The sequence below is a fragment of the Agromyces sp. NPDC056389 genome (genome assembly GCF_042262385.1).
GTDB lineage: Bacteria > Actinomycetota > Actinomycetes > Actinomycetales > Microbacteriaceae > Agromyces.
This window is the reverse complement of sequence record NZ_JBHJPN010000001.1, coordinates 1,943,556-1,954,986: the sequence shown is the minus strand read 5'-3', so window position 1 is coordinate 1,954,986 and position 11,431 is coordinate 1,943,556. Positions and strand designations below refer to the sequence as shown.

The window sequence follows — 11,431 nt, the reverse complement described above, 5'->3', positions numbered from 1 at the left end:
CGCGCGGCCGGGGGAAGAGCTGACGACGGCTCGGTTGTTTTGACAGAATCAAGACAACTGATAGGTTCGGGACATGACCTCGAATGCCGCCCACGAACGCGAAGAGGCCGCCGCCGTGCTTCGCGGCGCGGGGCTCAAGGTCACCGAGTCGCGCCTCGCGGTCTTCGGCGCGTTCCACCCGGGCGAGCACCTCGACGCCGACGAGGTGCACACGCGCGTCGCCGTGTCGCTGCCGACGACGTCTCGGCAGGCGGTCTACGGGGTGCTCGGCGCGCTCGCCGAGACCGGGTTGCTGCGCAAGATCGAGCCGGCCGGCTCGCCGGCGCTCTACGAGACCCGCGTCGGCGACAACCACCACCACCTCGTCTGCACGGGCTGCAGCACGGTCTTCGATGTCGCGTGCGTCGTCGGCGAGGCCGCCTGCCTCACGCCGAGCGAGACGCACGGCTTCCGCATCGCCGTCGCGGAGGTCACCTTCTGGGGTCTCTGCCCCGAGTGCAGCGCGAGCGGCGCGCTGAGCTGAAGTCGAAGCCGGCCCGCCGGCGTCCCCGTACCGCACACGACACTCCATCCCGCGCCGGATCGATCCGGCGCGCCCGAACTCGGGCGCACCCTCACTGCGCCCCGTCGACACTCGCGTCGGCGATCCCAGAGAAAGAAACGAAGAGAGAAGGACGCCATGTCGGAATCCATCACGACGCCCACGACGACGCAGACCGGAACCCCGGTCGCCAGCGACGCCCACTCCCTCACGATCGGCGCCGACGGCGCGACGGTGCTGCACGACCGCTACCTGGTCGAGAAGCTCGCCCAGTTCAACCGCGAGCGGATTCCGGAGCGTATCGTGCACGCGAAGGGCGGCGGCGCGTTCGGCCGCTTCGAGGTGACCGCGGATGTCTCCGCGTACACGCGGGCCGCTGTCTTCCAGCCGGGCGCCGACTCCGAGACGCTGATGCGCTTCTCGTCGGTCGCCGGTGAGCAGGGCTCGCCCGACACCTGGCGCGACGTGCGCGGCTTCTCGGTGAAGTTCTACACGACCGAGGGCAACTACGACATCGTCGGCAACAACACGCCCGTGTTCTTCATCCGCGACGCGATCAAGTTCCCCGACTTCATCCACTCGCAGAAGCGCCTGCCGGGCTCGGGCCTGCGCGACGCCGACATGCAGTGGGACTTCTGGACGCTCTCGCCCGAGTCGGCCCACCAGGTCACCTACCTCATGGGCGACCGAGGCCTGCCGAAGTCGTGGCGCGAGATGCACGGCTTCGGTTCGCACACCTACCAGTGGATCAACGCCGAGGGCGAGAAGTTCTGGGTGAAGTATCACTTCCGCTCGCAGCAGGGCGACCTGCACCTCGACGCCGAGAGCGCCGAGGCGATCGCCGGGGCCGACGCCGACTACTACCGCCGCGACCTGCATGAGGCGATCGAGGCCGGTAACCACCCGAGGTGGGACCTGCACGTGCAGGTCATGCCGTACGACGACGCGAAGACGTACCGCTTCAACCCGTTCGACCTCACGAAGGTGTGGCCGCACGCCGACTACCCGCTGATCCCGGTCGGCACGCTCACGCTCGACCGCAACCCGCAGAACTTCTTCGCCGAGATCGAGCAGGCGGCGTTCTCGCCCGCGAACACGGTTCCCGGCATCGCCATCAGCCCCGACAAGATGCTCATGGCGCGCGTGTTCAGCTACCCCGACGCGCAGCGGTACCGCGTGGGCACGAACTACAACCAGATTCCGGTGAACGCGCCGCACGCGGCATCCGTCGCCAACTACTCGCAGGACGGCGCCCAGCGTCACGCGTTCAACGCGCCGACCACGCCGGTCTACGCGCCGAACTCGTTCGGAGGGCCCGTGGCTTCCGCCGAGGCAGCCGCCGAGGGCGGCTGGGAGAGCGACGGCGAGCTCGTGCGCTCGGCGTATACGCTGCGCGCCGACGACAGTGACTTCGGTCAGCCGGGCACGCTCTACCGCGAGGTCTACTCGGCTGAAGCGAAGCTCCGCCTGCAGGCGACGCTCGCCGGCCAGGCGGCCTCGATCACGGTCGACGAGATCCGCGAGCGGTTCTTCCAGTACTGGACGAATGTCGACGCCGAGCTCGGCGCCGTGCTCCGCGCCGCGCACGCGACGGCCGTCGCCGACGGCGCCGCGGCCTAGTCGAAACGTCGGAACGGGCCCGGATGCCGCGAGGCATCCGGGCCCGTTCGCCGTCGCGCGCCGAGTCGAGGTGGCACATGTCGTCGGGAGCCGCGAGGGGGAGGCGACAGGATGTGTCATCTCGAGTGCCGCGTCAGCGCCTCCTCGACGATCTCGGCCACGGGGCCGTGCGCTCGTTCGCGGTCGGCGGAGACGAGCCCGATGCGGGTGCGCCGGTCGAGCACGTCGTCGACGTCGAGCGCACCCTCGGCGAGCACCGCGAACTCGATCTCGGCACGTGCGACGTCGAGGCCGGGCGCGATGCGCTCGGCGGGGTCGGCGCAGCGGGCCACGTCGAGCACGGTGGATGCCTCGGCGCCGAAGCGGGCCACGAGGGAGGCGGGCAGCTCGGTGCGGGCGCCGGCCGATTCGTTCGCCGGTGCGCTCGCCGCGGGAACCGCGGAGCCTGGCGCGCCCACCAGGGCGAGCGTCTCGGTGCGGCACCCGAGGTCGGCGAGGCCGGCGTGCCGGCATGCGAGGTCGACGGCGTCGCGGGCCATCGCCCGATACGTCGTGAGCTTGCCGCCGAGCACGTTGAGCAGTCCCGCCTCCGAGACGGCCACGTGATGGCGGCGGGAGATGTCGGCGGTCGAGCCGTCGTCGCCCGTGTCGATGAGCGGGCGCAGCCCGGCGAAGGCGCCGAGCACGTCGTCTCGGACGAGCGGCCGCTCGAGCGCCGTCGAGACGGTGCGCAGCAGGAACTCGATCTCGGCGTCCTGGGGCTGCGGCACGTCGGGCACCGGGCCGGGAGCGTCTTCATCGGTGAGGCCGACGACGACCCGGCCGAGCTGCTGCGGCAACGCGAAGACGAAACGACTGATCGATCCTGGGTGCGGCACGGTGATCGCGGCGGTCGGATGCCCGAGGGAGGCCGCGTCGAGCACGAGGTGCGTGCCCCGGCTCGGCCGCATCCTGATGCCGGGGTCGAGCTCGCCCGCCCACACGCCGGCGGCGTTCACGACGACCCGGGCGCGCACGCGCACCGAGCCGCCGCCGAGCGTGTCGTCGAGGGTCGCACCGTCGGCATCCGCGTTCGAGACGCGAACCCGGGTGAGCACCGCCGCTCCGTAGGCGGCGGCCGTGCGGGCGAGTGCCACGACGAGCCGGGCGTCGTCGACGAGCTGGCCGTCGTGCGAGAGCACTCCGCCTCGCAGACCCTCGCGGCGCAGGGCGGGGGCGAGCCGCAGCGCCTCGTCGCGGCCGATGCGTCGCGGGTGCGCCAAGACGCCGCCGGGCGTGCGGGCGAGCATGCGCAGGCCGTCGCCCAGGCCCATGCCGACGCCGCCGAACACGCGCTGCTTCGCAGTGACGGCGGGCACGAAGGGCAGCAGTTGGGGCAGGCTCCGCACGAGGTGGGGTGCCACACGGGTCATCAGGACATGTCGTTCCACGGCGCTCTCGCGCGCGACGGCGACGTCGCCGGTGGCGAGGTAGCGCAGGCCGCCGTGCACGAGCTTCGAGCTCCACCGGCTCGTGCCGAACGCCAGGTCGTGCGCCTCGGCGAGCACGACCGACAGCCCGCGGCTCGCGGCGTCGAGCGCGACCCCCGCGCCCGTGACGCCGCCGCCGATGACGAGGAGGTCGACCGGCTCGCTGCGCCCGGCGAGCGCGTCGAGCTCACGCGACCGGCGACTGCCGTTCAACGCGGGGGAGTGCGCAGGGCCGGGGCCCGCGGGGATCAGGGGCGGAGATGTCCGTCGAGTGCGTGCCAAAGTTCGCTGCTCCAATGCGGCTCGTCGATGAGGGCGGAGACGGTGTTGTGCGAGAGGATCGCTGACTGGGCGATGAGCAGGAGCATGACCGCGAGGTCGCTCGGGGCGCCGGCGCGCACCGAGCCGCCCTGCTGGGCGTGTTCGATGGCGACCGCCAGCCACTGCAGGATGACGCGTTGGCTCTGGCCGATGCGCTGCAGCGTGTACCGCATGAAGACCTCGGGCTCGCGCTCGAGCAGGCGTCCGTAGACGGGATCGGTGCGGAACAGCTCGGAGAACCGCATCACGTCGCGCACGATCTCGTCGCGTGAGCGCGCGGGTTCGGGGAACTGCTCGATGAGCGACACGGTGGCCCGGAGGAGGGCCGCGCGCACGATCTCGTCGGCGCTCGCCCAACGGCGGTACACGGTGGGCCGGCTGACCCCGGCGTTGCGCGCGACTTCGGCGACGGTGACCCCGCCGGAACCGCGCACGGCGATGAGCTCGACGGCCACGTCGAGCATGCGCGTCTCGGCCTCGTCCCAGACGGGCCGGTCGAGCAGGAGCGCTTGACGATCTTCCATGATGTGTCACACTGTAACGCATGGTCGACGGAGACACCTTCCCCAACGCCGCAAGCGCCGGCGACGAGACATCCACCCCGATGCGGTGGAACGGCTGGGGTGACCCCGCGAAGGCGAAGGAGCTGCCGCTCGCGGTGCGGGCGCTGCTGCCGGTGATGCTCGGGCGCACACCGAAGCCCGATGCCGCCGTCGTACTCGACGAGGTGGAGCTCGCGCCGTCGTCGCTCGACGATGCCGATCGGGCCGCGCTCGCCGCGATCGTGGGCGACGACCACGTCGCACTCGACGACGATGCCCGCATCCGGCATGCCGGTGGGCGCTCGACGCCCGACCTGCTCCGTCGTCGCGCGCGTCGACAGGATGCCCCCGACGCGGTCGTCTCCCCGGCCGACCACGGCCAGGTCGTCGAGGTGCTGCGCCTCGCCGGTTCGCGCGGCATCGCGGTGGTGCCGTTCGGCGGCGGCACGAGCGTCGTGGGCGGGCTCGACCCCGAGCGCGGCACCCACCGTGCGGTGATCGCGCTCGAACTGCGCCGGCTCACCGGGCTCGTCTCCCTCGACGAGACGAGCGGCGAAGCCGTGCTGCGCGCCGGCACCACGGGCCCCGAGGCCGAGCGGCTGCTCGGCGCTCACGGGTTCGAACTCGGGCACTTCCCGCAGAGCTTCCGCTACGCGACGATCGGCGGCTTCGCCGCAGCACGCTCCTCGGGGCAGAACTCCGCCGGCAACGGCCGCTTCGACGCGATGGTCACGGGCCTGCGCGTCGCGACCCCGACCGGCGAGCTCGACCTGGGCCGCGCGCCGGGATCAGCAGCCGGTCCCGACCTCCTGCGACTCTTCCTCGGCTCCGAGGGGGCGTTCGGCGTCATCACCGAGGTGCGCGTGCGCGTGCACCGCACGCCCGAGGTGCGGCGGGCGGAGGCCTGGACCTTCCCCGACTTCGCCGCAGGTGTCGATGCCCTGCGCCGGGTCGCGCAGCTCGGCACCGGCCCCACCGTCATCCGTCTCTCCGACGAGGCGGAGACCGGCGTCTCGCTCGCCCAGGTCGGACGCATCGGCAAGGCGCTCGCGAAGGGTGCGAGCGCGATCACCGTCTTCGAGGGCGACGCCGAGCTCGCGGCCGAGCGGCAGGCCCGAACGGCGCAGGTGCTGCGCGAGGCGGGCGGCGTCTCGGCCGGTCCAACGGCCGCCGAGGAGTGGGTCCACGGCCGCTTCAACGCCCCGTACCTGCGTGACGCCCTGCTCGACCACGGCGTGTTCTGCGAGACCCTTGAGACCGCCACCACCTGGTCGAACCTCGAGCGCCTGAAGCGCGAGGTGACCGCCGCGATCACCGACGGATTCGCCGGGCAGCGCGCCAAGTCGCTCGTGCTCTGCCACGTGTCGCACGTCTACCCGACCGGCGCCGCGCTCTACTTCACGATCCTCGCGGGAGTGAAGGGCGACCAGCTCGCCGCGTGGGAGCCGGTGAAGGCCGCGGTGAACGACGCGATCATGGCCGGCGGCGGCACCATCAGCCACCACCACGGCGTCGGTCGCGACCACGCGCCGTGGCTCGAGCGCGAGATCGGGCCGGTGGGGCTCCGCATCCTCCGAGCCGTGAAGGCGGAGCTCGACCCGGCCGGCGTCATGAATCCCGGTGCGCTCCTCGAACCGGTCGAGGTCGTCGCCCCGGCAGTGCCGCTCGAACTCGGGAGCCACTGACATGACCGGGCACATCGCCGTGCTCGTGAACCCCAGCTCGGGCCGTGGCCGCGGTGCCGCCGCGGCGGCGCGAGCCGTCGAGCGCCTCGAGGCGCTCGCCGCCGATGTGCGCGTGTTCACGGGCGACTCGGTCGACGACACCCGGCGGCTCGCACGCGAGGCTGTCGCGAGCCGGCCGCGCGCACTCGTGGTCGTCGGCGGTGACGGCACGCTCTCGTCGGTGCTCGACGCCGTGGTCGGTTCGGGCGTGCCGATCGCACTCGTGCCGGCGGGCACGGGCAACGACCTCGCGCGTGCCCTCGGCCTGCCCTTCGAGGCATCCGATGCCGCGTCGACGGCCGCCGAACTCGCCCTCAACGGCGCGCCCCGCGCGATCGACGTCGGCGAGGTCGAGTCGGCAGCGGGCATCGCGCGCTTCCTGACCGTCGCCGCGCTCGGCTTCGATGCGCACGTCAGCGAGCGCACCAATCGCCTGAAGTGGCCGCGAGGGCGCGTCCGCTACTACCTGGCGATCCTCATCGAGGTCGCGCGCCTGCGCCCGATGCCGTTCGCCGTCGCCTTCGACGGCGGGGCGATGCATCCCATGCCCGGCACGCTCATCGCCGTGGGTTCGACCCGCAGCTACGGCGGCGGCATGCCGGTGTGCCCCGACGCCCACCCGGCCGACGGCCTGCTCGATGTCACGCACGTCGCCCCGCTCGGCCGGGCGAAGCTCGTTCGCCTGTTCCCGCTGCTGCTGCGCGGCACGCACGTCGACCGGCCCGAGGTGACCACGGCGCGCGCGACGCTCGTCGACATCGACGCGCCGGGGCTCGTGGTCTATGCCGACGGCGAGCGGGTCGGCACCGGGCGCGCGCGCATCCGGGCGGTGCCCGGGGCGCTCACGGTGCTCGTGCCGGCCGCGGCGGACGAGGCGGCCGGACCCCACCGGTCCGCCGCCGCGATCGCGCCCGAACACGACCGGGAGGGCGCCGCATGACCGACTTCGATCACGACGTCGTCATCGTCGGTTCGGGCTTCGGCGGCTCGGTCGCCGCACTGCGCCTCGCCTCGAAGGGCTACCGGGTGCACGTCTTCGAGGCGGGCCGCCGCTTCGAGGACGCCGACTTCGCGAAGACCTCGTGGGACGTTCGGCGCTACCTCTGGGCGCCCGCGATCGGATGCTTCGGGGTGCAGCGCATCCACAAGCTGCCGCACGTCATGGTGCTCGCCGGCGCGGGCGTCGGCGGCGGATCGCTGAACTACGCGAACACCCTCTACGAACCGGGCCCCGCGTTCTTCGCCGACCGGCAGTGGTACGGCCTCGCCGACTGGCAGGCAGAACTCGCCCCCCACTACGCGACGGCCAAGCGCATGCTCGGCGTCGTTCCCGAGTACCCGCACTCGGGCCCGGTCGAGCAGATCATGGCGGATGCCGCGGCCGACCTCGGCGTCGGCGACACCTTCCGGCGCGCCCCCGTCGGGGTGTACTTCGGCCGCCCCGGCGAGACGGTCGCCGACCCGTTCTTCGGTGGCGAGGGGCCCGATCGTACCGGGTGCACGCTCTGCGGCAACTGCATGGTCGGCTGCCGGGTGGGCGCGAAGAACACGCTCGCGAAGAACTACCTCGCGCTGGCCGAACGGCTCGGCACCACGATCGAGCCGCTCCGAACCGTCGTCGAGGTGCGTGAGCGCCCGGGCGGCGGCTTCACCGTGACATCGGTGCGGAGCGGCGCGTGGTTCGGCCGTGATCGCCGCTCGGTGAGCGCCGAGCAGGTCGTGTTCGGCGCCGGCACGTGGGGCACGCAGCAGCTGCTGCACCGTATGAAGGACTCGGGTGCGCTGCCTCGGCTGTCCGACGCGCTCGGGCGCCTCACGCGCACGAACTCCGAAGCACTCGACGGCGCGGTCGCGGTGTCGGTGCCCGAGGGGCTCGGTCTCGCGAGCGGCGTGGCGATCACCACGTCGTTCCACGTCGATGAGCGCACGCACGTCGAGAACGTGCGGTACGGGCCGGGGTCGAACCTGATGGGTGCCCTGGCGACCGGCCTCGTGCCCGGCGGGCGCCCCCTCCTCGGGCGGCTCGGGGCGTTGATCGGCGGGGCGCTGCGGCATCCGATCACGACCCTGCGCGTGAGCTCGCTGCGTCGCTGGAGCGAGCGCGGCATCATCGCGCTCGTCATGCAGACGGCCGACAACTCGCTCACGCTCTCGCTCCGCCGCCGATTCGGACGCCCGGTGCTCACGAGCGCCCAGGGTGAGGGGGAGCCGAACCCGAGTCACCTGCCCGGTGCGCACCTCGCCGCCCAGGCGATCGCCGCACGCATGCAGGCGGCCGGCGGCGTGCCGGCATCCGCGCGCGGCTCGTGGCCCGAGGTGTTCGGCATCCCCCTGACGGCGCACTTCCTCGGTGGAGCGGTGGTGTCGGGCGATCCCGAGCAGGGCGTCGTCGACGCGTACCACCGCGTGTGGGGCCATCCCGGGCTGCACGTCGTCGACGGTGCGGCCATGCCCGCCAACCCGGGCGTGAATCCGTCGCTCACGATCACCGCGATGGCCGAGCGCGCGCTGTCGTACTGGCCGCGCCGGAGCGCCGCCGATGAACGGCCGACGCAGGAGGCGCTCCTCGATCGACGCGGCTGAGGCGGTCGCCGCCCTGTCGGCCGATCCGACCCGCGAGTACCATCGGCGCCATGGCCGAGTTGCCGGATTTCTCAGACCTGCGGGCGCTCTACGTCAACTGCACGCTGAAGCGGAGCCCCGAACCGAGCCACACCCAGGGCCTCATGGACGCGAGCATCGCCCTCATGCGCGGTCGCGACGTGCACGTCGACACCCTGCGGTTCGTCGACCTCGATGTCGCGACCGGGGTCTACCCCGACATGCGCGAGCACGGCTGGCCGGCCGACGCCTGGCCCGACGAGGTGTGGCCGCTCGTCGAGGCCGCCGACATCCTCGTCGTCGGCGGGCCGATCTGGCTCGGCGACAACTCGTCGATCACGAAACGGCTCGTCGAGCGGCTCTACTCGATGAGCGGCATGTTCAACGACCGCGGCCAGTACGTCTACTACGGCAAGGTCGGCGGTGCGATCATCACGGGCAACGAAGACGGCATCAAGCATTGCGCCATGAACCTGCTCTACAGCCTGCAGCACATCGGCTACGCGATCCCGCCGGGCGCCGACGCGGGCTGGATCGGCGAGGCGGGCCCCGGTCCGAGCTACCTCGATCCGGGCTCTGGAGGCCCCGAGAACGACTTCACCAATCGCAACACGACGTTCATGACGTACAACCTGCTGCACCTCGCGCGGCTGCTGAAGGATGCGGGCGGATTTCCGGCCGGGGGCAACCTGCGCGCAGAGTGGGACGGCGGCGATCACTCCGGCTTCGAGGCCAACCCCGAGTACCGCTGACCCATCGACGCGGCGACGACGAAGGGCGGCCCGATCGGGCCGCCCTTCGCAGTGTTCGTGCCTGAAGCTACGCCTCGACGAGGGCGCGCTTGACGATGCTCGTGAAGAAGCCGAGGCCGTCGACGCCGGAGCGCATCGCGGCAGCGGTGTCGGGGCCGAAGCCGGGCTCGACCGCGTGCTCGGGGTGCGGCATGAGGCCGACCACGTTGCCGCGGGCGTTCGAGACGCCCGCGATGTCGCGGAGCGAGCCGTTGGGGTTCACGTCGACGTAGCGGAAGACCACTCGGCCCTCGCCCTCGAGCCGGTCGAGCGTCTCGTCGGAGGCGATGAAGCCGCCCTCGCCGTTCTTCAGCGGGATCGTGATCTGCTGCCCGGCCTCGAAGTCGCCGGTCCAGTCGGTTGCGGCGTTCTCGACCGTGAGCACCTGGTCGCGGCAGATGAAGGAGCCGTGGTCGTTGCGGATGAGCCCGCCCTCGAGGAGGCCGGCCTCGGTCAGCATCTGGAAGCCGTTGCAGATGCCGAGCACCGGCATGCCGGCGTTCGCCGCGGCGACGACCTCGGTCATGATCGGGCTGAGCGAGGCGATCGCGCCGCAGCGCAGGTAGTCGCCGTAGCTGAAGCCGCCGGGCAGGATCAGCGCGTCGACGCCCTCGAGGTCGTGCGACCCGTGCCAGAGTGCGACGGGCTCGCCTCCGGCGAGGCGCACCGCGCGCTGCGCGTCGCGGTCGTCGAGCGAGCCGGGGAAGGTGATGACGCCGATGCGCATGGCGGGCCCGCTCAGTGCGTTTCGCCGGCGGGAGCGCCGAAGCCGTCGTCGGTGGTGGATGCCGCGTCGGACGCCTCTTCGGCGAGCTCGGCGTTCGTCACCTCGTAGTGGATGCCGACGACGTCTTCGATCACGCCGTTGGAGAGGATCTCTTCGGCGATCTGCTGCACCTGCGCGCGCAGTGCGTCGTCGACGGGTCCGTCGACGGTCAGTTCGAATCGCTTGCCGATGCGCACGCCGCTGAAGCCGGTGCGTCCGGTGCGGGCGAGGGCGCCGGCGACGGCCTTCCCCTGGGGGTCGAGCAGTTCGGCTTTGGGCATCACGTCGACGACGATGGTGGGCACCGCGGTTCTCCGTCCGGTGTCGAAAGTGTGGATGCGTCGATTCTACCGGGGGCGGCGAGGCATCGAAGCATCCGTCGCCCTCGGCGCCCGGGAGCGCACCTCTCGGTCCGGTCGCGTCACGCGCGACCGGACCGCCCGGGTCCTCGTCCGAGGCCTCGTGTCGTGCGTCAGCGCCGGGTGATGGCCTTGACGAGCAGGCCGACGGCGACGATCGCCGCGGCACCCACGGCGATGACGAGGGCCGGATTCTCCCGGTACCGCGCCTTCACGTATGCGACGCCGTCGTCGGCGACCTCCCTCGCGCCTGCGACGGCCGCACTCGCCTGCGCGGCGACGGCGTCGACGGTGTCCGCTGCGGTGTCGCGGGCGTCGCTCAGCACGTCGCCAACGGTGTCGGATGCCTGCCCGGCCACTCTGGCCGTGGCATCCCCGAGTCGATCGGCGCTCGTCTTCACTGCTCGCGCCGCGTCCGCCGCGCTGTCGCTCACCGCGTCGGCCACGTGATCCGCGTGGTCGCGCACGGTCTCGGTTGCTCGGTTCGCCGTGTCCTTCATAGCGGCCGCGACGTCATTCGGAGTGCGATCCGTGTCGGTCATCAGTGGCTCCCTTCGCCGGAGTGATCGGGTCATCTCATCGGATGATCGAGTCATCGTACGCTCGCGAACCGTGAAGGGCCCGGATCGGCCGACGGGCTTGCCACCGCCCAGACGGGGTGCTAGCGGGGAAGTTGCGCGGCATGAATTCCAAGCGT

General features: G+C 72.1%; 10 protein-coding genes and 1 pseudogene. 6 read left to right on the top strand and 5 right to left on the bottom strand.

The window, feature by feature from the left end; all coding sequences use genetic code 11:
• Positions 1-73 precede the first annotated feature (73 nt).
• Positions 74-523, top strand: a complete 450-nt coding sequence (locus tag ACFCVM_RS09070) for a Fur family transcriptional regulator (RefSeq protein ID WP_375835796.1) — start codon at positions 74-76, stop codon at positions 521-523.
• A gap of 156 nt (positions 524-679) precedes the next feature.
• A complete protein-coding gene (locus tag ACFCVM_RS09065; protein ID WP_375835795.1) occupies positions 680-2,161 on the top strand; it encodes a catalase in 1,482 nt (493 codons plus the stop codon).
• A 116-nt stretch (positions 2,162-2,277) separates the two neighbouring features.
• Here the strand turns inward: ACFCVM_RS09065 and ACFCVM_RS09060 are convergent, their stop codons facing one another.
• Positions 2,278-3,843, bottom strand: a complete 1,566-nt coding sequence (locus ACFCVM_RS09060) for a glycerol-3-phosphate dehydrogenase/oxidase (RefSeq protein WP_375835794.1) — start codon at positions 3,841-3,843, stop codon at positions 2,278-2,280.
• 35 nt (positions 3,844-3,878) lie between these two features.
• Complete coding sequence (locus ACFCVM_RS09055) at positions 3,879-4,475, bottom strand: TetR/AcrR family transcriptional regulator (RefSeq protein WP_375835793.1); 597 nt, start codon at positions 4,473-4,475, stop codon at positions 3,879-3,881.
• A 20-nt stretch (positions 4,476-4,495) separates the two neighbouring features.
• On the opposite strand from ACFCVM_RS09055, the gene ACFCVM_RS09050 reads away from it, so the two are divergent.
• Genes ACFCVM_RS09050 through ACFCVM_RS09035 form a run of 4 tightly spaced genes read left to right on the top strand, consistent with a single transcriptional unit; the run spans position 4,496 to position 9,570 of the window.
• The gene (locus tag ACFCVM_RS09050; protein WP_375835792.1) at positions 4,496-6,178 is read left to right on the top strand and encodes an FAD-binding oxidoreductase; all 1,683 of its coding nucleotides are present in this window, start codon (positions 4,496-4,498) and stop codon (positions 6,176-6,178) included.
• 1 nt (position 6,179) lies between these two features.
• Positions 6,180-7,157, top strand: a complete 978-nt coding sequence (locus tag ACFCVM_RS09045) for a diacylglycerol kinase (protein ID WP_375835791.1) — start codon at positions 6,180-6,182, stop codon at positions 7,155-7,157.
• Positions 7,154-8,800: a GMC oxidoreductase gene (locus tag ACFCVM_RS09040; RefSeq protein WP_375835789.1), complete on the top strand. Its 1,647-nt coding sequence runs from the start codon at positions 7,154-7,156 to the stop codon at positions 8,798-8,800. Before ACFCVM_RS09045 ends, ACFCVM_RS09040 begins: the two co-directional genes overlap by 4 nt.
• Positions 8,801-8,850: 50 nt before the next feature.
• Entirely contained in the window at positions 8,851-9,570 is a 720-nt protein-coding gene (locus tag ACFCVM_RS09035) for a flavodoxin family protein (RefSeq protein ID WP_375835788.1), read from the top strand.
• 67 nt (positions 9,571-9,637) lie between these two features.
• On the opposite strand, the gene purQ is transcribed toward ACFCVM_RS09035, so the two are convergent.
• The 3 genes and pseudogenes from purQ to ACFCVM_RS09020 all read right to left on the bottom strand — a co-directional run bounded on the left by purQ (position 9,638) and on the right by ACFCVM_RS09020 (position 11,276).
• The gene (gene purQ / locus ACFCVM_RS09030) at positions 9,638-10,336 is read right to left on the bottom strand and encodes a phosphoribosylformylglycinamidine synthase subunit PurQ (protein ID WP_375835787.1); all 699 of its coding nucleotides are present in this window, start codon (positions 10,334-10,336) and stop codon (positions 9,638-9,640) included.
• A gap of 110 nt (positions 10,337-10,446) precedes the next feature.
• A pseudogene (gene purS, locus ACFCVM_RS09025) lies at positions 10,447-10,680 on the bottom strand (phosphoribosylformylglycinamidine synthase subunit PurS); the annotation flags it as partial.
• Between the two features lie 167 nt (positions 10,681-10,847).
• Entirely contained in the window at positions 10,848-11,276 is a 429-nt protein-coding gene (locus tag ACFCVM_RS09020) for a hypothetical protein (protein WP_375835786.1), read from the bottom strand.
• Positions 11,277-11,431: the final 155 nt, after the last annotated feature.

What these genes read in the sequence shown, in the direction of transcription:
- ACFCVM_RS09070 (WP_375835796.1), top strand. Translation starts at nt 74, where the DNA reads ATGACCTCGAATGCCGCCCACGAACGCGAAGAGGCCGCCGCCGTGCTT.
- ACFCVM_RS09065 (WP_375835795.1), top strand. Translation starts at nt 680, where the DNA reads ATGTCGGAATCCATCACGACGCCCACGACGACGCAGACCGGAACCCCG.
- ACFCVM_RS09055 (WP_375835793.1), bottom strand. Translation starts at nt 4,475, where the DNA reads ATGGAAGATCGTCAAGCGCTCCTGCTCGACCGGCCCGTCTGGGACGAG.
- ACFCVM_RS09050 (WP_375835792.1), top strand. Translation starts at nt 4,496, where the DNA reads ATGGTCGACGGAGACACCTTCCCCAACGCCGCAAGCGCCGGCGACGAG.
- ACFCVM_RS09045 (WP_375835791.1), top strand. Translation starts at nt 6,180, where the DNA reads ATGACCGGGCACATCGCCGTGCTCGTGAACCCCAGCTCGGGCCGTGGC.
- ACFCVM_RS09040 (WP_375835789.1), top strand. Translation starts at nt 7,154, where the DNA reads ATGACCGACTTCGATCACGACGTCGTCATCGTCGGTTCGGGCTTCGGC.
- ACFCVM_RS09035 (WP_375835788.1), top strand. Translation starts at nt 8,851, where the DNA reads ATGGCCGAGTTGCCGGATTTCTCAGACCTGCGGGCGCTCTACGTCAAC.
- purQ (WP_375835787.1), bottom strand. Translation starts at nt 10,336, where the DNA reads ATGCGCATCGGCGTCATCACCTTCCCCGGCTCGCTCGACGACCGCGAC.
- ACFCVM_RS09020 (WP_375835786.1), bottom strand. Translation starts at nt 11,276, where the DNA reads ATGACCGACACGGATCGCACTCCGAATGACGTCGCGGCCGCTATGAAG.